25 protein-coding genes are annotated in these 23,787 nt (G+C 46.5%); 5 read left to right on the plus strand and 20 right to left on the minus strand.

Features of this window, described 5'->3' with window-relative positions; all coding sequences use genetic code 11:
- Positions 1-6: 6 nt before the first annotated feature.
- The 15 genes from rdgC to ccoN form a co-directional block, all read right to left on the minus strand.
- On the minus strand, positions 7-921 hold the full coding sequence (gene rdgC / locus MED92_RS16715) for a recombination-associated protein RdgC (protein ID WP_007022767.1): 915 nt from the start codon (positions 919-921) through the stop codon (positions 7-9).
- A 73-nt stretch (positions 922-994) separates the two neighbouring features.
- The gene (locus tag MED92_RS16720) at positions 995-1,399 is read right to left on the minus strand and encodes a thioredoxin family protein (RefSeq protein ID WP_238321527.1); all 405 of its coding nucleotides are present in this window, start codon (positions 1,397-1,399) and stop codon (positions 995-997) included.
- Between the two features lie 76 nt (positions 1,400-1,475).
- Entirely contained in the window at positions 1,476-2,360 is an 885-nt protein-coding gene (locus MED92_RS16725) for an alpha/beta hydrolase (protein WP_007022769.1), read from the minus strand.
- Positions 2,361-2,465: 105 nt separating this feature from the next.
- Positions 2,466-3,008: an adenine phosphoribosyltransferase gene (locus tag MED92_RS16730; protein ID WP_007022770.1), complete on the minus strand. Its 543-nt coding sequence runs from the start codon at positions 3,006-3,008 to the stop codon at positions 2,466-2,468.
- 168 nt (positions 3,009-3,176) lie between these two features.
- Positions 3,177-3,971: a fumarate/nitrate reduction transcriptional regulator Fnr gene (fnr, locus tag MED92_RS16735; RefSeq protein WP_007022771.1), complete on the minus strand. Its 795-nt coding sequence runs from the start codon at positions 3,969-3,971 to the stop codon at positions 3,177-3,179.
- Between the two features lie 72 nt (positions 3,972-4,043).
- Positions 4,044-5,432: an oxygen-independent coproporphyrinogen III oxidase gene (gene hemN, locus MED92_RS16740; RefSeq protein ID WP_007022772.1), complete on the minus strand. Its 1,389-nt coding sequence runs from the start codon at positions 5,430-5,432 to the stop codon at positions 4,044-4,046.
- A gap of 30 nt (positions 5,433-5,462) precedes the next feature.
- On the minus strand, positions 5,463-6,128 hold the full coding sequence (locus MED92_RS16745; protein ID WP_007022773.1) for a sulfite exporter TauE/SafE family protein: 666 nt from the start codon (positions 6,126-6,128) through the stop codon (positions 5,463-5,465).
- On the minus strand, positions 6,121-6,315 hold the full coding sequence (ccoS, locus tag MED92_RS16750) for a cbb3-type cytochrome oxidase assembly protein CcoS (RefSeq protein ID WP_007022774.1): 195 nt from the start codon (positions 6,313-6,315) through the stop codon (positions 6,121-6,123). The genes MED92_RS16745 and ccoS overlap by 8 nt, the downstream gene beginning before the upstream one ends.
- Positions 6,316-6,620: 305 nt before the next feature.
- Positions 6,621-9,143 carry a heavy metal translocating P-type ATPase gene (locus tag MED92_RS16755; protein WP_007022775.1) on the minus strand — a complete coding sequence of 841 codons (2,523 nt, stop codon included), beginning with the start codon at positions 9,141-9,143 and terminating at the stop codon, positions 6,621-6,623.
- A gap of 19 nt (positions 9,144-9,162) precedes the next feature.
- Complete coding sequence (locus MED92_RS16760; protein WP_007022776.1) at positions 9,163-9,684, minus strand: FixH family protein; 522 nt, start codon at positions 9,682-9,684, stop codon at positions 9,163-9,165.
- Between the two features lie 130 nt (positions 9,685-9,814).
- Complete coding sequence (gene ccoG, locus MED92_RS16765; RefSeq protein ID WP_007022777.1) at positions 9,815-11,239, minus strand: cytochrome c oxidase accessory protein CcoG; 1,425 nt, start codon at positions 11,237-11,239, stop codon at positions 9,815-9,817.
- A 152-nt stretch (positions 11,240-11,391) separates the two neighbouring features.
- Positions 11,392-12,285, minus strand: a complete 894-nt coding sequence (gene ccoP / locus MED92_RS16770) for a cytochrome-c oxidase, cbb3-type subunit III (protein WP_040663435.1) — start codon at positions 12,283-12,285, stop codon at positions 11,392-11,394.
- A 5-nt stretch (positions 12,286-12,290) separates the two neighbouring features.
- A complete protein-coding gene (locus MED92_RS16775; protein WP_007022779.1) occupies positions 12,291-12,479 on the minus strand; it encodes a cbb3-type cytochrome oxidase subunit 3 in 189 nt (62 codons plus the stop codon).
- 7 nt (positions 12,480-12,486) lie between these two features.
- The gene (ccoO, locus tag MED92_RS16780) at positions 12,487-13,107 is read right to left on the minus strand and encodes a cytochrome-c oxidase, cbb3-type subunit II (RefSeq protein WP_007022780.1); all 621 of its coding nucleotides are present in this window, start codon (positions 13,105-13,107) and stop codon (positions 12,487-12,489) included.
- Positions 13,108-13,127: 20 nt separating this feature from the next.
- Positions 13,128-14,558, minus strand: a complete 1,431-nt coding sequence (gene ccoN, locus MED92_RS16785) for a cytochrome-c oxidase, cbb3-type subunit I (protein WP_007022781.1) — start codon at positions 14,556-14,558, stop codon at positions 13,128-13,130.
- A 373-nt stretch (positions 14,559-14,931) separates the two neighbouring features.
- Here ccoN and MED92_RS16790 point away from each other — a divergent pair, with 373 nt between their 5' ends.
- Positions 14,932-15,534: an alpha/beta family hydrolase gene (locus MED92_RS16790; RefSeq protein WP_040663438.1), complete on the plus strand. Its 603-nt coding sequence runs from the start codon at positions 14,932-14,934 to the stop codon at positions 15,532-15,534.
- A complete protein-coding gene (gene rlmM / locus MED92_RS16795; protein WP_007022783.1) occupies positions 15,531-16,598 on the plus strand; it encodes a 23S rRNA (cytidine(2498)-2'-O)-methyltransferase RlmM in 1,068 nt (355 codons plus the stop codon). The genes MED92_RS16790 and rlmM overlap by 4 nt, the downstream gene beginning before the upstream one ends.
- 20 nt (positions 16,599-16,618) lie before the next feature.
- Here rlmM and MED92_RS16800 read toward each other — a convergent pair whose 3' ends face one another.
- Positions 16,619-16,900, minus strand: a complete 282-nt coding sequence (locus MED92_RS16800) for an antibiotic biosynthesis monooxygenase family protein (protein WP_007022784.1) — start codon at positions 16,898-16,900, stop codon at positions 16,619-16,621.
- A 150-nt stretch (positions 16,901-17,050) separates the two neighbouring features.
- Between MED92_RS16800 and tusA the strand changes: the two genes are divergently transcribed.
- The gene (tusA, locus tag MED92_RS16805) at positions 17,051-17,287 is read left to right on the plus strand and encodes a sulfurtransferase TusA (RefSeq protein ID WP_007022785.1); all 237 of its coding nucleotides are present in this window, start codon (positions 17,051-17,053) and stop codon (positions 17,285-17,287) included.
- Between the two features lie 122 nt (positions 17,288-17,409).
- Positions 17,410-17,826, plus strand: a complete 417-nt coding sequence (locus MED92_RS16810; RefSeq protein ID WP_007022786.1) for a ProQ/FINO family protein — start codon at positions 17,410-17,412, stop codon at positions 17,824-17,826.
- Between the two features lie 63 nt (positions 17,827-17,889).
- Here MED92_RS16810 and MED92_RS16815 read toward each other — a convergent pair whose 3' ends face one another.
- The 4 genes from MED92_RS16815 to MED92_RS16830 form a co-directional block, all read right to left on the minus strand.
- Positions 17,890-19,836 (minus strand): bifunctional diguanylate cyclase/phosphodiesterase, encoded by a 1,947-nt coding sequence (locus MED92_RS16815; protein ID WP_007022787.1) that lies wholly within the window; start codon positions 19,834-19,836, stop codon positions 17,890-17,892.
- Between the two features lie 24 nt (positions 19,837-19,860).
- Positions 19,861-20,505: a transglutaminase-like cysteine peptidase gene (locus MED92_RS16820; protein WP_007022788.1), complete on the minus strand. Its 645-nt coding sequence runs from the start codon at positions 20,503-20,505 to the stop codon at positions 19,861-19,863.
- 85 nt (positions 20,506-20,590) lie between these two features.
- Positions 20,591-21,685, minus strand: coding sequence for a DUF3080 family protein (locus MED92_RS16825; protein WP_007022789.1), 1,095 nt, complete (start codon positions 21,683-21,685; stop codon positions 20,591-20,593).
- Positions 21,686-22,993 (minus strand): MATE family efflux transporter, encoded by a 1,308-nt coding sequence (locus MED92_RS16830; protein ID WP_272941718.1) that lies wholly within the window; start codon positions 22,991-22,993, stop codon positions 21,686-21,688.
- 457 nt (positions 22,994-23,450) lie between these two features.
- On the opposite strand from MED92_RS16830, the gene MED92_RS16835 reads away from it, so the two are divergent.
- Entirely contained in the window at positions 23,451-23,654 is a 204-nt protein-coding gene (locus MED92_RS16835; RefSeq protein ID WP_007022791.1) for a cold-shock protein, read from the plus strand.
- The last annotated feature ends 133 nt before the right edge of the window (positions 23,655-23,787 follow it).

Here is a 23,787-nt window from a genome sequence, read left to right on the forward strand (position 1 = left end):
ATTAATTCATGGACGTTGAGCTTCACCGCCAAATGCAGCAATCAGTGCTGGATAAAGTTTGGCAAATTCCAGGCCCATCTGAACCATATCAACATCAAACTGCGCGACTTCATCTTCGGCGGCTTCATCGGCCATTTTTTCCTGAAGTTGCTCACTAAGTTTTAGTCGTTTGATAGCCAGATCTTCCTGGAGCATAAAGCGCAGTTGCTCATCCCACTCAAGTGCAAGTTTTACCACGCGTTTACCCGCTTCAAGGTGGGCTATGAACTCTTCATCTTCAAGTTGCTGGCCTTTGATGCGAATGACGCCGCCTTCCAGAACGTTATCACGTAGCTCGCACTCGTCTTGTACTTCGAAGCCCTGAGGCAGGCTATCGTTATGTTCAAGCCAGTTTGACATGACAGCTGAAGGAGACTGTTGAACATCCGGTAATGCAATCGGAAGGCTGCCAAGGGTGCCGCGTAGATGTGAAAGCAGTTCCTCTGCGCGTTTGTGACTGGATGCATCTACCGCTATCCAGCCTTGAGCAGGTGCGATTAGCGCGTAAGTCTGCTGAAATTTACTGAACGCTCTCGGAAGTAGATCAAGAATGACTTCGTCTTTAAGCTGGTCGCGTTCTTTTTTATAGACCTTTCGAGCTTGTTCGTTTTCGATACGAGCGACTTTATCGCCAACTGCTTCTTTAATAACCGCACCTGGCAATATTTTCTCTTCTTTACGTGCTGCCAGCATAAACATGCCGTGGACCTGATGAGCATACATTTCATCAAGTTGCTGGCATGGAGATACCCAGCCGTAACGACTTAATTCCTGGCTTTTACATGGCGTGAAAGCCTGTTCTTTAAGTTTTTCCTGGAGTTGCTCCTGGCTATATTCAAACGCTTCGTTGAGACGATAAAAAATGACATTCTTAAACCACATAGCAACTCCAATGAGATAAATCGGCAGTGCATGTTAGCAAGTTTTTTCATCGATGGAAGAGGGGAAAAGAAGATCAGGGGTTTATTTTTATAAATCCTTTTTCGAGGGAGCGATCTACGTAATAACCATAGAGTTCAAGCGTATTGATCCCGACCATCTTATTGGACACTTCACGACCTTGTCCGTCCAGGAAAAGAAGTGTTGGGGTTGCCCAGGCGTTATAGCGTCGGGCAAATTGTGTTGCATCGACCTTCTCTCCATTGAAGTCGACAATCTGCCCGCCTGTGTTGATCTCCAGCTCACTGAATACGGTGGTTTGTTTGTAATTACCGCTGATCAGCATAGGTTTGAGGATCTCTTCGGTAATTTGTACACAATAACTACAGTTGGGTTGTGAGACCAGCAGGAGAACAACCTTGCCCTGACCCTGGTTGTTTAAACCATTTTTGTTATAGGCAGCTTGAAGATCTTTCGTCATAGGCATGCCCGCAGCCAGGCTTAATCCGGGTAGCAGGCAGAAGAGAGCTATGAGGGCTTTTAGTAAAGGCATCTGGTTAGAGTTGCTCCATAAATTCCAGCGAATATTCTATCACCTCATCCATGTACAAATCGCGGAAGAAATGATCAGCGCCTTCAATTTCAAGGGTGGTAACCAGCGAGTTATTAATACTTTCCATGGCGCCGGGTAGGTCTTTGACTGTGGTGTCTTCACTGCCTGCAATCACCAGCGTCGGTATGGTGGCTTTTTTTAACAGTGTGGGAGTATCGAATCTGTTATCTGGCTGATAGTAGCTGATGAAACTGGATGCTTTAACTTCAGTATCTTCGCAATAGATAAAATCAGTTTTATTTAGGTTCTTATCTGTTTTCTGTTGTAACGCATTAGCTAGGATCGGCGCGAGAGGTTGTTTGTAGCGTTCTTCATAACTGCTTATCTCCTCATCTTCAGACCATGTTTGTGGGGCCAGAAGGATCTGCGCTTTGATGTTGTCATTATTTATTTGATTGCTAAACCAGGCAGTTTGGTTTCCGCCTCTGGAGTGGGCGGCGAGTATAATCGATTCAGCACCTTTTTTTTCAGTTAGCCACTCGACCCAGGCGTTAATTTCATCGATAGCGTCAGTATGCTTGTGGGTATGCGCGGTCGCACAATCATACATCCCCTTTCGGTTATCTAGCCCAAGGCTAAGATTGATTGCCAGACTAGGGATCTCTTCATCAGCAAGAAGTTCCTGCCAGCTTTGGATGATCTCCATGTCTTTGTGAGCCAGCGTGCCGTGGGTAATTAAAACCACCCGCTCAAGGTTACCTTCGTTTACTCCTTCAAGATCAGCATTCAATGTGATTCCATTAAAAGGAAGGGCAACCTCTTCAGCATGAAGTATTGGGGAGAGGCTAAGAGTGCAAGCGACAAGTAACGTAGGAATAAAGCGGCGCATAGAGGCTCCAGAACGGCTTGTTTTTGTTTTGAGTTATATTGATATTCTCAAAAGAAATATGCAAGCCGTTTAGGAGGTTTTTAGATCAAGGTCTAAAGATTCGGTTTAGATGCCTTCAAAAGCTAGGAGGCTGTGAACAGGTACACCTGCGTCTTGAATCTTGCTGGAGCCTTGCAGGTCAGGAAGATCAATCAGCGCTGCTGCTTCGTAAACCTCAGCTCCCAACTCTTTAATCAGGCTGCATGCGGCCAGAATTGTTCCGCCAGTGGCGATCAGATCATCAAAGACGAGCACTTTATCGCCTTCAGTTACTGCATCTAGTTGCATCTCAACCGCAGCTGTACCGTATTCAAGTTTGTACTCCTGGTGAATAGTCTCACCTGGCAGTTTGCCTTTTTTACGTACCAGTACTAACGGAATATTCAGATGGTAAGCCATGATAGAGCTGATCAGGAAACCACGAGCATCGATACTGGCAATATGAGTGATTTCACTATCGATATAGCGCTGGATAAACGCATCGGAGATCATGCGTAGAGCTTTGGGGTCTTTAAACAGCGGAGTGATGTCTCTGAACTGAACGCCCGGTTCAGGCCAGTCTGGAATAGTTCTGATGACAGACTTCACATAACACTCGTCATATGACATGAAAAACTCCTTAGCGGCTACGATTTGACGTGGCTCAATGTTTTAATTTGGCTCAAACGTTTTAATTGGGGTGTTGGGTTACACATTGAGATGGCTACTTAATTGTGCAACTAGCGAGCACCGGTAAGCATGCTTACCGGTGCTTTTTTATGTCTGAAGTGCTCTAGATCAGGAGCAATTTCCTTTGTTACACATCAAAGGGTTTTGCTCGACAGCTTCTTCCTGCTGACACTCTCCAGACAGTTCATACAGCTTGTCCAGATCTTCGATATGAACTTCCTTGCCTTCAACCTGAAGAAGGTTGGATTTCTGGAAGCGGGTAAAGATACGGCTAACGGTTTCAACTGCAAGGCCAAGGTAGTTACCGATCTCATTCCGAGACATCGAAAGACGGAAGCTGGTTTCTGAATAGCCTCGTACTTTGAAACGATGGGATAGCTTAACCAGGAAAGTAGCAACTCGTTCTTCTGCATTTTTCTTAGATAGTAGCAGCATCATCTGCTGCTCTTCACGAATCTCTTTACTCATGGTTCTAAGAAGCTGACGGCGTAATTCTGGCAGCTGCCCAGAAAGCTCATCCAACCTTTCGAAGGGGATTTCGCAGACCGTGGTGGTTTCCAGAATCTTTGCAGAAACAGGATATTGATTACTATCAAATCCACTCATGCCAACCAATTCACCAGGGAAATAGAAACCGGTGATCTGCTCTTCACCTTCGTTAGTAATGGTGTAGGTCTTAACGGTTCCTGCGCGGATGGCGTAAACGCTGGCAAAAGGGCCGCCCTGATGGAACAGGTGTTCACCTTTCTTTAACGGACGACTTTTCTCAATGATGTCATCCAGTCGTTCCATTTCAGTCATGTTCAGGGAAACGGGCAGGCATAGCGAGCTGAGGCTACACGTATTACAGCTAACCTGCTGCAAGCTCCGCAGTTTCCCTTCTGTTGCCTTATTATCACCCATAGTTGTGTCCTGTCGTGTTATATCAAGTGGCTACTTAGCTTGATTATGTAATATTTGCACAGATTCGGGAAGTTAAATAATCCGCGAAAAACGCTGTGTTGACTGATCCTTAGGGATATAAGCATCAAACGCCATACAAATACGACGGATAAGCAATCGACCAGCAGGCGTCACTTGTATCAGGTTTTCTTCTAGTGCGATCAGCCCGTCAGTTGTGAATGCCTGTAGCTCAGCCAGAGCATCGGCGAAGTAATCATCAAATTTGATTGAATAGGCTTCTTCGATAGTGCGCTTGTCTAATTCGAAATGGCAGATCAGTTGAGTGATAACCTGGCGACGGATAATGTCGTCTTGTGTCAGAGAAACGCCGCGCTTAATAGCATTTTGATTATCTTCAACAGCAGCGCTGTAAGCAGCCATTTCGTGCTCGTTTTGATAGTAAACAGAACCTACCTGGCTAATTGCAGAAACACCCATCGCAATCAAATCGCACTCAGCATGGGTGGTATACCCCTGGAAGTTGCGGTGCAGGTTCCCGGTGCGCTGGGCAACAGCCAGTTCATCATCTGGTTTGGCAAAATGGTCCATACCGATATAAACATAGCCCGCTTCAAGCAGCTTATTAATTGTCGATTCCAGAATCGCCAGCTTGGTTTCAGGTGATGGAAGTGTGTCTTCCTGAATATGACGTTGCGGCCTGAAACGATCAGGTAGGTGGGCATAATTAAACACTGACAGACGATCGGGGTTCATCTCGATCACAGTATCCAGCGTCGCGTTGAACCCTTCTAGGGTCTGATAAGGCAGGCCGTAGATCAGATCCAGGTTCAAAGAACGGAAGCCTAAGCGACGTGCTTCTTCCAAAATTGCAGCGGTTTGTTCCACCGACTGAACACGGTTAACGGCTTCCTGCACTTTAGGATCAATATCCTGAAGCCCCAGGCTGATGCGATTAAAGCCAATGTCGCGCAGGACTTTAATGGTTTCCAGTGAAGCTTCCCGAGGATCGATCTCGATAGAGTAATCACCACTGTCATCATCAAGCAGGTTGAAATGCTTTCTCATCTGGTCCATCAGCTCGATCATCTGCTCGTGACTGATAAAGGTTGGCGTGCCGCCTCCCCAATGGAGCTGAGTAACAGGTCGGTTGTTGCTGTACCATTTTGATAACTGTTCCATTTCTCGATAAACCGTATCGAGATAGGGTTGAGCTTTCTTACGGTTACGGGTGATGACTTTGTTGCATGCGCAGTAGTAACAAACGTGTTCACAGAATGGAATATGCACATACAAAGAAAGAGGTGCTTCCAGATCAGCAGTAGTCTGGCCTGTTTCTACCAAGTCCTGTTGAGACAGCTCAGGATCAAACTGAACGGCTGTAGGATAAGAAGTGTAACGCGGGCCGGAAAGATCATAGCGTTTGATCAGGTCCAGATCCCATTTAATCAAATTATTATCCACGAAAGCGTTCCTCGAAAACTATTAAAACTTTTACAACCCAGCTAAGCCGGCCCATGGGATGGTGAATAATCCCATTAATATGATGATGATGCCGGCAATATGCTTAGTCAGCTTCATCTGGAGTATCTCTTTGGCCTGCTTGGCCAATAACCCTGTCAATAACATGCTGGGAAGTGTACCCAAGCCAAACATAATCATTAAAAGGGCGCTTAATTGCCAGTCTGAAGCCGCGGAGGCCCAGATTAGAGTGCTGTAGACTAAACCGCAGGGCAGCCAGCCCCATAATAGCCCAAGCAGGCCGGCTTGATATAAATTCTTAACTGGTAATAACCGACTAGCGGCTGGGCTGATTCTTTTCCAAATGTGCCCGCCAGCTTGCTCCAGCTGGGTTAGTACTTGCCACCATTGAGCGATGTATAAGCCCATTAATACCAGCATTAATCCTGCAAAGCTGCGTAGTATGAGCTGAATCGTAATATTTTCTATTAACCAGCTAAGGCTGCCAAAGATAGCTCCGGCAATAGCATAACTAATGATTCTTCCGCTGTTATAACCTAAAAGCAGTGCAACGCCTTTACCGCCGGATGGTGCGCCCATCGAGACGGTTGCAGCGATACCACCGCACATACCCAGGCAATGGGTTCCACCTAAGAGTCCTAGAAGAAAAGCGGTGGTCAGGCTTACGGCTTCAGTCATCCTGTTTGTTGTCCGGTTTTACCCTGGCATCTTCTGGAATGAGATCTTCATCATCGTCATACAGTATGCTGTGAGCCGGGCTTTCCAGATCATCATACTGGCCGTTGTTTACGCTCCAAAAGAATGCCCAGATGGCAAATCCGGCAAGGACAATAGCGATTGGAATAAGTAGGAAAATGATATCCATTGTATCTACATCAGTTGGTCAAAATTGCCCTTACATTCTACCTGAAATTAAGAGATAGGGTTAGGGAACCTGCGAATAAGTCTCGGACTTTCTCAGTGGGCAATAAAGCGACTTAGTGCGCGAAAGGCAGAGCAGTGTAATGACTGGTCCTTTCCAAACTGCCTGACAAAGCAGGAAGTCGCTTTAGTGCCCACCCAAAGGGGCTTTAAGAGCGATTCAATCTCTGCGCTAACGATCTTCGACGTACAACCAGTATGTCTGTAATCGTTGCCTTGATCTTGAACCGCTCTGAAAGCCTGAGTCGTTCAAGACTTGTTCGCAGGTTCCATAACCTCGATGGTTTTCTGACCATTGGCTGTTTCTTTAGGGCTTATGCTTTTAGGTCGTTTGGGTTTTCCGTTAAGTCGCATGGCATTACCTACTACAACGAGCGAACTGGCAGACATGCCAAGCGCGGCCATATAAGGTGCGATAAAGCCAAGAGCCGCCAGAGGTAGTGCAAGTAGGTTGTAGCAAAGCGACCACCCAAGGTTCTCGCGAATAATGATTCGTGTCTTTCTCGCCAGGGTGATACCGTCGACCAAGCGTAGTAAGTCATGGCTGATAAGTACGCCGTCAGCATTGGTTTTAGCAAGGTCAGTAGCGCTGCCCATGGCAATAGAAGTTTGCGCTCCGGCGAGGACCGGGATGTCATTAATACCGTCACCGACCATGATAACCTGCGCTCCCTGCTCCTGAAGCTGCCTTACATGCTCAAGCTTTTCAGAGGGGGATACACCTGAAATAGTGGTATCGATACCTAAGGCATTTGCCACTTCGGTTACTGCGGAAGAGTTATCACCGGTCAGCATTTCACACTTGAGCCCCAGTTGCTTTAGGTAACCGATCGCTTCCTTGGCCTCTCGGCGAATCTGATCATTGAGACGGAACCAGGCAATTGGTTTTGTATCACTACACAGAAGTAACCATTGACCGCTCGTGGCTGGAAGTGCAGGCGCCGTGTTGCCGCATATCTCGGCAGCGAATTCAGGTTTCCCGATGCGGAAAGCCGCGCCGTCAATTAACCCGGAAATACCCTGGCCAACCTTGTTATTGATGTCGGTAGCCAACAGTTCCTGGGATAGCTCGGTAAATGCTCTCGCGATGGGATGCTCGCTATGCTGTTCCAGTGCTGCGGCGATCTTGATGCATTGTTCAGCTTCAATATCGGTCAGCGGGACAACTTCCTGAAGGCTCAGGTTGCCTTCTGTCAATGTGCCTGTTTTATCAAATACGACATGGCTTGCTGTGGCCAGGCTTTCCAGAACATGCCCGCGCGTAATCAGAAGGCCGTTTTGGCGCAATGTGCCAGTGGCAGCGGTCAGTGCAGTTGGTGTTGCTAATGAAAGCGCGCAAGGGCAGGTAACAACGAGCACAGAAAGGGTTATCCAGAAGGCATTAGCAGGGTCTACGACCCACCATCCAAGCCCTACGCCTGTTGCAGTGAGAAGGACCGCGGCTACGAAATAGCTGGCAACCTTGTCAGCGATCTGGGCCGCTTTAGGCTTATCTTCCTGAGCGCGCTCAAGTAGACGAACGATCGCTGAAAGCTGAGTTTCCTGCCCTACTTGTGTGATCTCAACGGTAATCGGGTTTTCCACGTTGATGGTGCCGCCCACTACTTGTGCTTCAGTTTCCTTACGGATAGGAAGGTACTCGCCAGTTAGTGCTGATTCGTCAACCGAACTACTTCCGGAGACAATAATGCCATCTGCAGGAATCGTATGGCCTGGCTTAATCAGCACCACATCACCGACCTTCAGATCTCCCGCCGGTACGAGCTGCTCTTCTCCATCGATGAGTTTTGTCGCACTGGCTGGAATTAGGTTAAGTAACGCATTTCCTGCGCGCCCGGTTCTGTGGCGGGCCTGCATTTCAAGAAAGCGGCCAATCAGAAGGAAGAAGGTAAACATCGTTACGGAATCGAAATAGACTTCGCCGCTATCGGTGATCGTGGCCCATACACTGGCCAGATAAGCGCCATAAATAGCAATCGATACCGGAACATCCATGGTTAGATGGCGTGTCTTGATGTCACGAATCGCTGCGATGATAAAAGGCCGCGCAGAATAAAAGATAACGGGGGTAGCAATGACCATGCTCGCCCAGCGAATAAAGGTGACATACTGATCATCAATGCCTTGAAGGGCACCACCGTAGAGTGCAACGGCTAGCATCATGGTCTGCATCATGCCTATGCCGGCTACACCTAATCTGCGGGTGGCGCGTTTCTTTTCCTGCTCAAGTAGCTGTTCTTCTTTATCGGGATGGTAAGGGTGGGCCTGGTAGCCAATCCGATAAATTTCGGCGAGCAGATGGCTAAGTTTGCATTCCGCGCGTAGCCAAGTGATTCGAGCCCGGTGATTGGTCAGGTTTACACTGACTTTAGTGACACCAGGGATGTTTCTGATGTGGTTCTCAAGAAGCCATACGCACGCCGCGCAGGTGATACCTTCTATGACAAGAATGGCTTCAGATTCTTCGTCATTGCTGGTAACAAAACTGCTTTGGACGTTTTCATCGTCGTAGAGCCCCAATTCAAGAAGAAGGTTTTCAGGTAGTTCTTTTGCGTTGACTTCAGGGGCGGCTGCGGATTCAGTGCGGTGCTTGTAGTAGTTATCGAGGCCACTATCGACAATGGTTTGAGCAACGGCCTGACACCCAGGGCAACACATTGCCTTGGGTTGGCCGTTAATGATGGTCTGATACTTTGCGCCAGGCGGAATTGAAAGGCCGCAATGATAACAATCTGACGCAGTAGCAGGGGTTTCTATAGCTGGATCTTGCACTGCTTACTACCCCTAAAAGTTACTCTACGTTTGGAGCGAGCTGCACTATTTTCTGATCGTATGGAGGTACAATCTCTGCACGAAGCTGCCAGCTTTTGTCCTGTGGTTCTAGCATCAGGTAACGCTTACCTTTAAGTGCCGCTAGTAAGTTTCCAGTGTACGCCTGGCTGCCTTCAACTCGCTTAAGTGTGAGTGTCTGGTCATATTTCTTATGGGTAGGGCTAACAATATTGAGGGTTAGCTGGGTAGGCAAATCTGAAGCAGTGCTTCGGTAATGTAGCATCAGATCGCCAGTCAGGTTGTCGATATTGAGTGTACCAACAATACCTAAAGATTCGGCTTTTTGAGCTTTTGAAGGGTCAACAAAGTAACCACGAGCTACCTTGTAGTAGTCGTCTTTTACGATACCGTCATGGGTGGTAATCGCCATATAAAGGAAAAAGGTGCCATAAAAAAACACGGCAATCAGCGGCGCAAGAATGAACCAAAGCCACGGTTGCTTATACCAAGGTGCTACGGGTGTATTGCTGTCATTACTCATTGAAACTGTACCTACAAAAAAGCTGCTAAGCTCAGACAGTGATTACTAGTCTGAGCAAAGCAGCTATTCTACCCTAAATATCAGATAGATGGACGGGTTTTCGTACCTTGTTCTATTGACCCCAATCAGTTCATCGTTTGGGGGCAGGGCCGATAAATCGGTTTTCCTCTTCAACAACAATGCTTGGGTCATCAAGCGCTTCTACTTTAAATAGAATGTTGTTGTTGGAAGAAGGGAGGTACTTCTGTTCAATGTTAAGACGGACAGCCATATCAAGCAGCTCACCTGATTTGATCGTAACAACCTCGTCTCCAAAATACTCTATACCGTCAAGACCCAGAATCGAGATCCGATACTGATGATCGACCTGTTCTTTATTGGCGAGTTTAAGAGTATAAACGTTTTCGATCTTACCAGAAGAGGTTTCAGTGTAGAGCTGACCGCGATCCCTAAGGATATCCACTTCTAGTGGGATACGACTGAAAATGGTATAGCTGAACGCAATAAACATCGCGCAGAGTACGGCAAAGTAACCGATCAGGCGTGGACGCAGGATATGGGTTTTATTGCCGTCAAGTTGATGTTCTGTTGTATAGCTGACGAGCCCTTTGGGATAGCCAACACGTTCCATCATATCGTCGCAAGCATCGACACAGGCGCCGCAAGCTACGCATTCGTATTGAAGGCCATCACGGATATCGATACCCACAGGGCAAACATGAACACAAGCATTACAGTCTATGCAGTCGCCTAGCCCCTTAGCTTTGTAATCGGAGCCTTTTTTTCGTTTACCGCGATTCTCACCACGTTTTTCATCATAGGAGATGATCAATGTGTCCTGATCAAACATCACTGACTGGAAGCGCGCATAAGGGCACATATAAATGCATACCTGCTCACGTAACCAGCCAGCGTTACCATACGTCGCAACCGCAATGAACCCAAGCCACCAGGTTTCCCACGGGCCAAGGTTCCAGGTAGCGATGCTGTTTAGCAGCTCTTTAATTGGAGTAAAGTACCCGACGAAAGCGATTGCGGAGGCTACGGAGAAAACAATCCAAAGTAGGTGTTTTAAGCCTTTCTTGCGGATTTTTTCCGCGGTCCAGCCCTTTTGTTTATCGAGTTTCATCCGGGCATTTCGATCACCTTCAGTGTGGTTTTCGATCCAGATATAGATCCAGGTCCAAACAAACTGGGGGCAGGCATAGCCACACCACAGGCGACCCGCGAACACGGTAAAGAAGAATAGGGCAAAGGCAAGAATAATGAGTAGCCAGGACAGCAGCATGAAATCCTGAGGCCAGAACGTCATACCAAAGACATGGAACTGTCGGTTTGGTAGATCGAATAGTACCGCTTGTCGGCCATCCCAGGTGATCCAGGAAAAGCCAAAGAACATCAGCAGCATGATAAAGCTGCTGATCTGGCGGAATTTTTTAAAGATACCTGTATAGTTCTTTACGTAGATATGCTCACGTTTAGCGTATAGGTCGTAGGATTCTCCCTGAGCCTTTTTGGACTTGGGGGTGACATCTTTAACCGGAATCTGACTCATACTGTTGCTCACCAGTGATAATTAAGTCTTTGTTTCTATTAAACCCTATGCTCTGCAAGGTCTATTAGAAGAATTGAATATTATAATAGAGGAGCACAAAAAAAGGCGACATGATCTAAATCATATCGCCTTTTTATTTTCAGATCTTGTCCTTATTTATTGGACAGGCTGTAAACGTATGCAGTGATCAGGTGGATCTTGTCATCGCTCAGCAGATCTTTGTGAGCAGGCATCACACCGTTACGACCGTTACGAATAGAGTGTGCAACTTTCTCGAAAGAACCGCCGTACAACCACACATCGTCAGTCAGGTTTGGTGCACCCAGTGCCGCCAGACCTTTGGCATCAGCACCGTGACAAGCTGCACACAGTGCTGTGAACTGTGCTTTACCACGCTCAGCGCCTTCAGCATCAACTTCGTTACCGCTTAGTGAAAGAACGTAGTTAGTTACATCACGCACGCCTTCTTCACCCAGTACAGCACCCCAAGGAGGCATTGCACCGTTACGGCCGTTAGCAATAGAGGCTTTGATCGTATCAGCCTGACCGCCGTACAACCAGTCAGCATCAGTCAGGTTAGGGAAGCCGTGTGCGCCAGTTGCAGCTGTACCGTGACATACGGAACAGTTGTTAGCGAACATGCGCTGACCCATTTTCAGACCCGTTGCGTTTTCTGGTTTAACCAGCTCTTCAACAGGCATTGCTGCATATTTTGCGAAGATTGGTTTGTAAGTTTCTTCCGCGTGCTTCATCTCTTCTTCCCACTGACCGTGAGAAGACCAGCCTAGCAGACCCTGGAAGTTGCCCAGGCCTGGGTACAGAGCCAGGTAAGCGATACCGAAGATCACTGTACCGATGAACATCTGGAACCACCAGCGTGGCAGAGGGTTGTCATACTCTTCGATACCATCGAAAGCATGACCTACGGTTTCTTCTGTTGTTTCTTTGTGTGTTTCGCTCTTACGGGTAGCGAACAGCAACCATGTACAACCAAAAATGACTGCCAGGGTAATTACAGTTACCCATACACTCCAGAAGGTATTCATGTCACTCATTTATCTTTTCTCCCGTTATTGATCTCACTATTCACGACCGGTTCGTCATCAGGTTCCTGAAGAGGCATGTTTGCTGCGTCATCGTACTTGGCCTTGTTCTTAGGGTTGAGCACCCAGGCAAACAGGGCCAAGAACGTGATCAGCATCACGACCGGAATATATGGACCATAAACTTCGTAGCTCACGCGTTACTTACCGCTTGTTAGTATATTCAGAGTGCATTTTGCCCAGAGCCTGTAGGTACGCTACGAGAGCATCGATCTCGTATTTACCCTGAACGGCATCCTGTGCACCAGCGATCTGTTCGTTAGTAAACGGTACGCCCAGCGCCTGCTGTGCTTCCATTTTCTTAACGATGTCCTTACCTGTTAGCTTGTTCTCGAACAGCCAAGGGTAAGATGGCATCTTGGACTCAGGTACAACGTCACGTGGGTTGTACATGTGAGCACGGTGCCAGTCATCAGAGTAACGTCCGCCTACACGAGCCAGGTCTGGACCTGTACGCTTAGAACCCCACAGGTGTGGATATTCAAATACGAACTCGTTAGCGGTAGAGAAGTGACCGTAACGCTCAGTTTCCGCACGGAATGGGCGGATCATCTGAGTGTGACATACGTTACAACCTTCACGGATGTAGATATCACGGCCTTCAAACTCTAGTGGAGTGTATGTACGCAGGCCTTCGATCGGCTTAGTAGTCGAAGTCGAGAAGAACAGAGGTACAATCTCAGCCAGACCACCACCACTGATCACGATGATGATCAGCAGGATCATTAGGCCGATATTCTTTTCAATCGTTTCGTGTTTGATCATTTCTATCTGCTCCTATGACCTTAAGCTGCCTGTGCAGAAGCTTCCGCTTCTGGTGCAGTGCTGCCTTTACGAACAGTCTGCCAAGTGTTGTAGGCCATCAGAACCATACCTGCCAGGAAGAATACACCGCCCAACCAACGTACGAAGTAGCCTGGGTGAGATGCTTCCAGAGCTTCTACGAAGCTGTAAGTTAGTGTGCCGTCTTCGTTTACTGCACGCCACATCAGGCCCTGCAGGATACCGTTTACCCACATCGCGCAGATGTAAAGTACAGTACCAACTGTTGCCAGCCAGAAGTGTGTGTTAATTAGGCCAACGCTGTACATCTGAGCCTTACCGAACAGGCGAGGCAGCATGTGGTATACAGCACCGATAGAGATCATAGCAACCCAGCCAAGTGCACCTGCGTGTACGTGACCAACAGTCCAGTCAGTGTTGTGAGACAGAGCGTTTACTGTCTTGATGGACATCATTGGGCCTTCGAACGTAGACATACCGTAGAAAGACAGGGAAACAACCAGGAAGCGAAGAACAGGGTCAGTACGCAGTTTGTGCCATGCGCCAGACAGAGTCATCATACCGTTGATCATACCACCCCAAGATGGAGCCAGCAGGATCAGGGACATAACCATACCAACAGACTGAGTCCAGTCAGGCAGCGCAGAGTAGTGCAGGTGATGACCACCAGCCCACATGTAAGTCGCGATCAGTGCCCAGAAGTGAACTACAGACAGACGGTAAGAGTAGATTGGACGTTCAGCCTGTTTAGGTACGAAGTAGTACATCATACCCAGGAAGCCTGCTGTCAGGAAGAAGCCTACAGCGTTGTGGCCGTACCACCACTGAACCATTGCATCAACAGTACCAGGGTATACAGAGTAAGACTTGAACAGGGTAACAGGAATGGCAGCACTGTTTACGATGTGCAGAACAGCAACCGTAATAATGAAGGCCATATAGAACCAGTTACCGACGTAGATATGAGATGTCTTACGAATCTTCACTGTCGCCAGGAAGTTGATTGCGTAAGCTACCCAAACAACTGCGATTAGCAGGTCGATTGGCCACTCAAGCTCAGCGTATTCTTTGGAGGAAGTCAGACCCAGTGGCAGCGTAATCGCTGCAGCCAGGATAACTGCTTGCCAGCCCCAGAAAGTGAACGCCGCCAGCCCGTCAGAGAACAGGCGAACCTGACTCGTACGCTGTACAACGTAGTATGAAGTTGCAAACAGGGCGCATCCGCCGAATGCAAAGATAACTGCGTTAGTGTGCAGTGGACGCAGACGACCATAGGTCAGCCACGCTGTATCAAAGTTCAGTGCAGGCCAAACCAACTGTGCAGCGATCAGGACACCGACGGTCATACCGACGATACCCCAGATTACTGTCATAATGGCGAACTGGCGCACCACTTTATAATTGTAGGTGGGGTGTTCAGTTGCTGTGCTCATGTCAGGCTCTCATCAACAAGCTATTTATGGAAATTTTGAGTTTCGCTCGCAATTATCTTGGAATAGTGCTGTATTTTCAATGTGTTTAGGGCAGGAAATGAGGCATTTTGTCGCAGGTGCGTAATATCGACCTAGGTCGTATTGTTGTCCTACTTTATATCGATAGTGGTTTCTAACTTATTGATATGTAAGAATTAAGGTCGATTGTTGTTGCTTGCATAAGGTTATATGATTTTAGAATAAGCTGTTATTTCTTGACCTATGTCTAGGTTTTGCGCACTTTCAACCGGCGGTTTTTTTGTTTTTAGTTGATGTAAGTCAACTTTGGAATCGCCCTGATCCTTTGTTTTTACCTCTAATCGGAGCTAACCCCGTGTTAATTAATGGAAAACCTATTTTTGGAAGGGTTATTTTTGCCCATGGCGCCGGAGCTGGAATGGAAAGCCCCTTTATGCAGGATCTTGCTGAATCAATGGCTGAGTTAGGGCTCGAGGTCATTCGTTTTGAATTTCCATATATGCAAAAAAACCGACAAGATGGAAAGCGTCGCCCTCCTGACCGTATGCCAAAAATAATTGAGGCTTTTGAAAGGGTTATCAATGCCTATGCAAAAGATGATATCCCTCTGTATCTGGCAGGTAAGTCTATGGGGGGGAGGGCTGCGTCGATGCTGCTTGACCATCCCGCAATCAGGGCCGGTTTTGTTTTTGGATTTCCATTCCATCCACGAGGTAAGCCAGAAAAACTGCGTACCGAGCACTTAATTGATAATAAGAGGCCATTGCTGATTTTTCAGGGGGAGCGTGACCCTATGGGTTCACTTCTGGAGGTTAAAGAGTACAATCTGCCGGACTCTGTGCAACTCCATTGGCTCAACGATGGTGACCATGATTTAAAACCACGGAAGTCATCAGGCTTTTCCCATGAAGAGCACAAGGCTACTGTTGTAAATGTAATAAAGGGCTTTATTGAGTGACCTATTTTAATCGCTTGCTTCTGCAGTGCCGCTCAGGTTTTGAGAAAGAGGCTGCAGCAGAAATAACTGACCAGTGTGCGAACGTTGGTATCTATGGCTACTGCACACTAAATGAAGGTGAAGGGTACCTTATTTTTAATGTTCAGCAGTCGGGTGATGCTGAACGAGCGATTAGAGATATTAGCTTTTCTGAGCTTATTTTTATCCGCCAATGGTTGGTCTGTGGTGATTGCCAAACGGTTGCTAAAGAAGATCGTATTAGTGATATACAAAATATCCTTGGTGATTTTCCGCCTTGTGAAGAGGTATGGACTGAATATCCGGACACAACTGATGGGCGCGAGATGGCAACCTTTTCTCGAAAGTTTGCTTCTGCTCTGTCCCAGAAATTGAAACAATCTGCTTTTTTACCCAAAAAACCGCGTCGTTCTGGCAACAGATTAATGCTGTTTGTTCTTAGTGGCTGTCAAATGTATGTGGGTTACACGCAGCAGAAAAACTCAGCGCCCTGGCCTCTGGGAGTGCCTCGTCTGAAGTTTCCTAAATCAGCGCCAAGTCGATCAACACTTAAGCTTGAAGAGGCCTGGCACTGGTTTATACCCAAGGATGAATGGGATACGCGTCTAGCGCATGGCTCTACAGCGGTCGATTTGGGAGCCGCTCCAGGGGGATGGACTTGGCAGTTAGTCAAGCGCAGTATGTTTGTCACAGCGGTTGATAATGGGCCTATGAATGAAGATTTGATGGCGTCGGGTCAGGTTACCCATGCAACAGAGGATGCTTATCGTTTTGTGCCTGATGCGCCTGTGAATTTGATGGTATGTGATGTTGTGGATAAACCGGTTAAAACCGCTAATATGGCCGCTGACTGGGTAATTCAGGGCTGGTGTCAGGAAGCAATCTTTAATCTGAAACTGCCAATGAAACAACGTTACCAGGAAGTTGTAGCTTGTACGAATGTTATTGCTGAGCGCTTTATGCAGGAAGGCATCGCTTATGAACTGTCAGCCAAGCAGCTTTATCATGACAGGGAAGAGATAACGTGCCATCTAAGGCTTATCTGATCGATGGCACGTATATTCATTTAATGTTCGAAGACGGTGATCTTCTCTTCTGTTTCTAACATAGGGTTAATGGTTGCCATCATCTCAAGCCTTTCAGATGAGCTGTGCCAGCGTTGCCAATCCTGAAGTGTGCGGTAAGTCGCAACCACTAAGCGGTGGTTAGGATCATAGGCATTTTGTAGTGCTTCACCTGAAATATAGCCGTGTGCTTGCATTGCCATTTGCATTGTTTCTCTGGCAGCTTTGTCGTAATGGTGGCCCAGATCGTCGGCTATGTGTCGTTCAATTAATACTCTAATCATGGCTTGTCTCCATCTGAAAACTTCGATCCTGTCTATTAGAATGGTTCATTTCAGAGTTAAAAGCGATTTTCATAGCGTATTAACTCTTAAATTACTTTTTCTGTCATGGGTAATTTGAGACAATACGCCACTTTCTGCAAGAGACAAAGAATGACTGACATCAAAGTGGACCATATTCTTGACGCGCAGGGGCTGTATTGCCCTGAGCCTGTAATGATGTTGCATAATCGTGTTAGGGATATGCAAGCAGGTGAAGTGCTGAAAGTGGTTGCCACTGATCCATCCACCCAACGTGATATTCCAAAGTTTTGTACCTTTTTGGGTCATGAGCTTGTAGAGCAACACGTAGAGGCTGAGATTTTTATGTACTTTATCCGAAAAGGGTAATGTCGAGCGTCTCAGAAAGATGTTAGCGTTTTTTTTTTAACTAAAGCAATTATTGATCAGCTGGATAGGATGCGCCGATTAGCTTTCGGTAGCAGATACAGATCCAGTCAGAGGCAAACAAGGTGAATGACGTAGTTAATAAAGCGCCAAAGGCGAAATCCAAAAACCGAGCTGCAAATATGGCTGCTTTGCAGCAGTTGATGGAAGCCTATCCGAAAACCTTTGATCGAAAGAATGTTAGGCCTCTTAAAATTGGTATTCAGGAAGACCTGATTGCTGATGAGAAGGTTGCAAAGAATAAGATAAAGCGTGCTCTTGCAAGTTATGTCCGTTCTTTGAACTATTACCGTTCACTACGTGAAGGTGCTGAGCGTATTGATATCAATGGCGAAGCCGCAGGTCAGGTGACAAAGGAAGAGTCAGATCATGCGAAAGATAAGCTTAAAGAGATCAATAAGGCTCGTCAGGAAAAGCGTAAAGAGCAGGAACGTGAAGAGCGTTTGAGTAAGAAATTAGAGATGCTGGTTACACGAAAGTAATCATCCTGCACTGAAAAAAAACGGCGCTAATCGCGCCGTTTTTTTATGCCAGTTGCGTAGCTTTTAAATTGCTCGAGGTGCTCCATGAAGGTAGCCCTGTGAGCCATCGGCTTCCAGTGCATTGAGAATTTGCAGTTGGCTTTCACGTTCAACATGTTCCGCATAAGCCTTAACGCCCAGGCTGTGGGCGGCACCAATGAGGCTGCTGACAAAGAATTTGTCCTCAGCATTTTCATCAATATCTCTAATGAGAGAACCATCGATTTTTACGTAGTCTGGCTGTACCGAGTATAGATAGGCAAAGCCGCTTGGGTGTACACCTACATGATCAACACCAAAGCCTATGCCATGCGACTGAAGCAGTTTTCTGAATTGAACTGTTTCGGTCACATTATTCAGAACGCTGGTCTCATCGAGCTCAAACTGGAGCTTTCCAGAGTAATTCGAAGATTTTAAGGTCTGGGTTAGCCAGTCCATAAAGCTAAGATTGGAAACCGCCTCTGGACTAAGGTTGATGGTAAGAGGGCATGCTGATGCACTGGTGTGTTTAAGGGCTGTTTCAATAACGGCTTTGTCCATATCAGCCATTAATCCAAGTTCTTTTACCACGCTAAGGAATTCACCTGCTGAAGCGGGTTTATCTTGCTGGTTGAGAATTCGGGCGAAGATCTCATCCTGAATTGGCATTGAGCTTGGGCTTTTACTGAAAACACTCTGTACCTGAAGGAAAACACGTCCTTTGTTGATAGCATTAGCAACATGTTGTTTCCATTCCGTTTGATCTGGTTGGCTTGCGGATTGCTCGGCACTGTTAAAGTGCTTCCAGAGCACTTGTTCCTGCGATGCCTCATTAGTTGCGATACGCGCTTCTGAAAGTAGCTGGCTGCTGTTAGTGCTGTCGTTACATTCACAGCTACCGATGCAAATAATTGGGCCTTCAACATTAGTATCGGAAAATTGAGCCAGTTGCTTGCGGCTTTCATTATCGATCTGTTCAAGCTTCAGTTTTAGCTGGTCTGTATCTGTCTGGTTGGTTAACAGTAAAAAGTCAGCACCCGTAATCCTGCCCAATACTCCCTGATCAGCCTCTCTGGATAGCTCTTCCAGTTGGGAGGCTAAATGCTTTAACAGGTTGTTGGTTTTATCAACACCTATAAGTTGGTTGATATGTTGAAGATTGTTTAAATGGATATTGAGCAGGGTGCCGCGTCCGAAATCTTTTCGATAATCCAGGCGTTCTGCAAGCTGCGCTTCCGTTGCTCTTTGATTTGAAAGCCCTGTCAGGCTGTCCTGATAGGCGCTGCGGCGTAACTCTTCGATGTTTCGAGTCTGTTCCTCAAACATGCTTTTTACTTGGCGAACCATACGGTTCATCGCATTCACAACACTTTTAAGCTCACGCGTTCCAGGTAGCTTTTCCTGCTCAATGTAGCGTTTTTCAGAGAGCGCGATCGCTTGTTGTTCAACCTTGTTAAGCGGGCGAAGCAGATATCGAATCAATGAGCTAATCGCTAAAAGGCAGACAATCGATAATGAGACGAATAGTATGATGCTATCCTGAGCGCCTTTCCAAAGCTTCTCGTAGGCGTAGCCGGCACGGCTTTGGACATAGATTTTTCCTGCTGGCTGCCAGCCATAAGTAACATCTCTGAACATGGAAGGCGGGGTTATTTTCACCATTTCCTGAAACCATTGCGGAACTTCATCGCTGATCTCAGGTGGTGTATTTTTCTCGAAAATAGCTGCACCATCGGCATTGGTCACAAGGATGCGCTGATAAAAACCACTATCAAAGATCGCGTTAACCGCTGTTTCAACAGTAGCGCTATCATTCTCTGCCATATAGGGGGCAAGATATAACCCCAGATGTGTTGCTGAATCCTGCGCGTGAGATTCCAATTGATCCTGCAAAACAGAGCGGGAACTTTCGGACATAATGTATAACGTGCCAGACACCAGTCCTATCAGCACCGCAAAAATGGCTGCTATTAGTTGGTTAACCAGTGACATAGTAATTACTCCTCATAATTGAACCTATTGCAGGTTAATGTCCTTATTTTCGATTCTTGATTGCAGTTTCACCCAGGGTTTTACGCGATCAGATGTTCCCACCAGAGTGGTTCGTCTGCCCATTTTGGATAGCCATAACTTATCGCCATTAAAACTGTATACATGGAGAAGGTCTGGGCGTTTAGATGCCGGGAGAATGCGTTTATTTATATTATCCAATACCTTTGGTACTGACCGAGGTGATGGATAATAGGTGAGCACCATGTGGGCCTGGTTGTATTCCAGCGCTTTAACATAGGCAAGATTCATTTTCGCTACAGGCACACCCAGTTCTTTAAGTGTGTAGTATTTAGCGATACTAAAATCTTCACAGTCTCCGCCGTTTGTAATAAGAAATTCAACGGGGGTGGCCCAGTAATCCTTCTTCTTCCAGTGTTTAATATCGTCAATAAACCTGACCTGGTTGAAAAAATCGTTCACCCGTTCAAGCTTGTATTCTTCATCTTCGTTGGCAAGTTCAGTCAATAGACTCTGCCAGTTCTCAAGTCGCCTTTGAGCCTTAGCACCGTATGTTTTACCTAGCCTTTCCAGATCCGCCTTACTTAAGCGGATACTATCAGCGTCGACTTGAATAAATAAGATGCAGGAGATCGAAAACAGAAACGCCAACAAGGGGCTACTGCACTTGTTTGTCCTGTTGCGCTTTTGAAATGGGAGTCTGTTGCTCACGTCTCGATCCGTAGCCGAATAGGTACTAGTTTGTCTTTGTCGGCATCATGCCACATTGTTTTAGCAGATTCTGCCAGGCCTGGGTATGTTTATCTCTTGCATTGATATAGTCCATCCAAATACTTCCCTGAGATGATTGAGAAACGACCTGTGTCACGTATTGTTCCATGCTGCCATGAATAGGGACATTTAGCCCAGCTAAACGTTCATATATTTTTAACTGCAGCTTTAACCATCTATCTGAATAGCGATGGCTTTGGGCAATGTAGGGCTGTACTTCGCCAATGTAGTACTTGTAAAACACATTACGCATGATTTGGGCCTGATTGCCAGGGCGTTGATTAAAGCATAACGGTCTGCCACTGAGGCGAAGGTTGATCATATCAGTCGCCTGGCTTAGCTTCGAGGTCAGAAGTTCCAGCGAGCTGAACAGTTTGGGACCTGAGTTGTTAACAAAGAGAACCTTATATGCTTCTTCAAGTTGAATAAGCTGGGCCTGATCGCTTTGAGGTTTGAAGAAGTCCTGCTGTAGAAAGTCAGAAATTTGTTTCAAGGCATTGATGCTTGCTGAAGTGCTAGCATCATCTTGCAGAGGTAAGGGCTGAAACTTCCGGCTAAAGTTTTTTTCGATACTTTCCGATGTATAGATACCGTTCCAGACTTCCTTGAAAATATGTCGGGTTTTGATGGAGTAAAGCTCTGAGGTTAGCGTTATTAATTCCTGATCAGGGTTGCTCATTGCTTCAAGTCTGGTGATGCAGTGGTTTAGGCGTTTCAGAAATTCTATTTCGTAGCGCATTTTTAAAGAGGGGCGATAAACTTTTCCCAGTGAGCTATTACGTTCGGCAATTAGAGAAGTAAGCTGGCACTCTTTAAGCTTTAGGACATCAAGTAAGCCCTCTCTCATATCAGGAATTTCAATTTTCCTATTCCGGCGGTGGGGGAATAAGGGACGTACAGGAATGTCTATCTTTTCACCTTGTTCAACATCTATAGCGTTACTCAACCTATAGAGATAGTTGTCCAGCATTGCTTCAGGCGAATGATCAGAGCAGCCATAAAGAGATAAGCTGATCAATGAGATGAGCAGGAATTTAATGGGCTTTATAAAGTGAGTCATCTAGTGGCTAGGCTCAGGGTTTCTGCTTCTCCACAATAATCGAGTAAATAACAGTATAGCGCCGATAGTCAGGCCTATGAGTAAGCCTACCCAAAAACCTAATGGTCCCATTGGCTCTGTGATTAACTCTGTTTTGCCCAGAATATATCCTGCGGGTAATCCTACCAGCCAGTAGGCAATAAAGACCAATAGCAGTGGGATGGCAGTATCTTTGTAACCACGCAGAACGCCTGAACAAGTGATCTGTATTGCATCTGAGAACTGAAACAGTGCTGCAACGATTAGCAGGGTGCTAGCAATCTGAATGATCTGCTCGCTCTCTGTATAGAGAGAGGCAATGGGTACTGCAAACAATGCCATCAGAGCTGAGCTAAACAGGGCAAGGGTAAGCGTGATCATCAGGCCGGTAAAGGCTGTATACTTGGCTGCAGTGAAGTTTTGTGCTCCCAGGCTATGGCCTACATGAATAGTCAGGGCGAGTGAAATACTGAGCGGTAACATAAAAATGAGCCCGGTAAAGCTAATTGTGATCTGATGTGCGGCTATCATTACTTCACCCAGATCAGCTAAAAGCAGAGCGATCACAGAAAACATACTCACTTCAATCAGCAACGCTATACCGATGGGGGTGCCCAGTTTGAGGAACTGTTTAAATTCGTCAGCGGGTGCTAGCTTCCAGTTACAAAACGGTTTGATGCCTCGAAAGGTGGGTGATTTGGTTAAATAGAGAATTCCGGTAATGCACATGATCCACATGACAAGGGCGGTGGCCCAGCCGCACCCTACGCCTCCCATTTCGGGTAGCCCAAATTTTCCATAAATCAGCACATAATTCAGTGGAATGTTACAGGCTAGGCCAAGTATAGCTATCTTCATAGCGGGACTGGTTTTGCCAAAACCTTCAATGTAGCTACGTATCAGCTGGTAGAGCAAAACAGCAGGGAACCCCCAGGATATAGCTTGCAGGTATCGTGCTGTGAGGTCAGCCAGTTCCTCTGTTACACCCATTAAGTTCAGTAATGGCAAACTGTTATGCAGCAATATGATTGAGATAAGGCTTAGTACACCAGCTATCAGCATGCCCAGATGAAGGGATGTTTTGGTTTGTTCTTCCCGACCACCACCAACCAGATGCGCAACGATAGGTGTTGTTGCCATCAGAAGGCCTTGGCTAGCCAGAAAAAGCGGTAACCATATACCTGAGCCTAATGCGATCGCTGCCAGGTCGGTTGAGCTGTAGCGTCCGGACATCAGTGTATCTACAAAGCCCATTGAGGTTTGGGCCAGCTGAGCAATGATTATTGGCAAGCCTAGTGCAAATATGCGCTGGATTTCTGCAGTGCGTTTCAGGGCAGTCGCTCCAGAAAAAAGGTGAGTGCTATCAGCAGGTTGGTTGTTGCAGTTAGCGGGATCTCATAATGAGAAGCTATTTTTGAGTATTAGTAGGTTAACTTCAAGGCCGAGCCTTATTTAGTCGTCAATTGAGAGCAATTTGGCTTATAAAGGATGGATATTCGACCAATGTTGGATAAATTATAAGCAGAAAAAACGGGAAAGCTTGAATTTGGTCATTTTTTTAACATCTTTTTAGGCTATGATCAGATGGCTAGAAAAAGAATACAGCTTGCAAGATTGACGGTGGTACTGCATCAGTCCTCCTATTTAGCATGGGTAATTCGTTTTTTCTCAGCTCCAAAGGTCATGAACAAGGACGGTTACCTTGGTTCTGACAAATTACTAATGTCCAAATTAGGATGATACAAATATGGCGACTACTGGCACAGTTAAATGGTTTAATGACGAGAAAGGCTTTGGTTTTATTGAGCAGGAAAATGGTCCTGACGTTTTTGCGCATTTCTCTGCGATTCAGGGTGATGGATTCAAGAGTCTGGCTGAAGGCCAGAAGGTAGAATTCACCATTACTCAGGGTCAGAAAGGACCACAAGCAGAGAATATCGTTAAGGTGTAATTCCTGGCGAAGCTTAAAAAAAGCAAACCTATGGTTTGCTTTTTTTATGCCTGATAGTTTTGATTGGGTCATTCCATCGTCAGATTACTTCTACGATGTACTTTGTTCGAGAAAAGAAAGAATCTGCATCGCT

The organism is Neptuniibacter caesariensis (genome assembly GCF_000153345.1).
GTDB lineage: Bacteria > Pseudomonadota > Gammaproteobacteria > Pseudomonadales > Balneatricaceae > Neptuniibacter > Neptuniibacter caesariensis.

Excerpts from the sequence above, each read along its gene's own strand:
- MED92_RS16730 (WP_007022770.1), bottom strand. The coding sequence starts at position 3,008 with ATGTCATATGACGAGTGTTATGTGAAGTCTGTCATCAGAACTATTCCA.
- MED92_RS16725 (WP_007022769.1), bottom strand. The coding sequence starts at position 2,360 with ATGCGCCGCTTTATTCCTACGTTACTTGTCGCTTGCACTCTTAGCCTC.
- ccoS (WP_007022774.1), bottom strand. The coding sequence starts at position 6,315 with ATGGATATCATTTTCCTACTTATTCCAATCGCTATTGTCCTTGCCGGA.
- ccoG (WP_007022777.1), bottom strand. The coding sequence starts at position 11,239 with ATGAGTCAGATTCCGGTTAAAGATGTCACCCCCAAGTCCAAAAAGGCT.
- rdgC (WP_007022767.1), bottom strand. The coding sequence starts at position 921 with ATGTGGTTTAAGAATGTCATTTTTTATCGTCTCAACGAAGCGTTTGAA.
- fnr (WP_007022771.1), bottom strand. The coding sequence starts at position 3,971 with ATGGGTGATAATAAGGCAACAGAAGGGAAACTGCGGAGCTTGCAGCAG.
- MED92_RS16815 (WP_007022787.1), bottom strand. The coding sequence starts at position 19,836 with ATGTCACTGGTTAACCAACTAATAGCAGCCATTTTTGCGGTGCTGATA.
- tusA (WP_007022785.1), top strand. The coding sequence starts at position 17,051 with ATGACTGACATCAAAGTGGACCATATTCTTGACGCGCAGGGGCTGTAT.
- MED92_RS16760 (WP_007022776.1), bottom strand. The coding sequence starts at position 9,684 with ATGAGTAATGACAGCAATACACCCGTAGCACCTTGGTATAAGCAACCG.
- MED92_RS16800 (WP_007022784.1), bottom strand. The coding sequence starts at position 16,900 with ATGATTAGAGTATTAATTGAACGACACATAGCCGACGATCTGGGCCAC.
- MED92_RS16835 (WP_007022791.1), top strand. The coding sequence starts at position 23,451 with ATGGCGACTACTGGCACAGTTAAATGGTTTAATGACGAGAAAGGCTTT.
- MED92_RS16825 (WP_007022789.1), bottom strand. The coding sequence starts at position 21,685 with ATGACTCACTTTATAAAGCCCATTAAATTCCTGCTCATCTCATTGATC.
- ccoN (WP_007022781.1), bottom strand. The coding sequence starts at position 14,558 with ATGAGCACAGCAACTGAACACCCCACCTACAATTATAAAGTGGTGCGC.
- ccoO (WP_007022780.1), bottom strand. The coding sequence starts at position 13,107 with ATGATCAAACACGAAACGATTGAAAAGAATATCGGCCTAATGATCCTG.
- MED92_RS16720 (WP_238321527.1), bottom strand. The coding sequence starts at position 1,399 with ATGACGAAAGATCTTCAAGCTGCCTATAACAAAAATGGTTTAAACAAC.
- ccoP (WP_040663435.1), bottom strand. The coding sequence starts at position 12,285 with ATGAATACCTTCTGGAGTGTATGGGTAACTGTAATTACCCTGGCAGTC.
- MED92_RS16745 (WP_007022773.1), bottom strand. The coding sequence starts at position 6,128 with ATGACTGAAGCCGTAAGCCTGACCACCGCTTTTCTTCTAGGACTCTTA.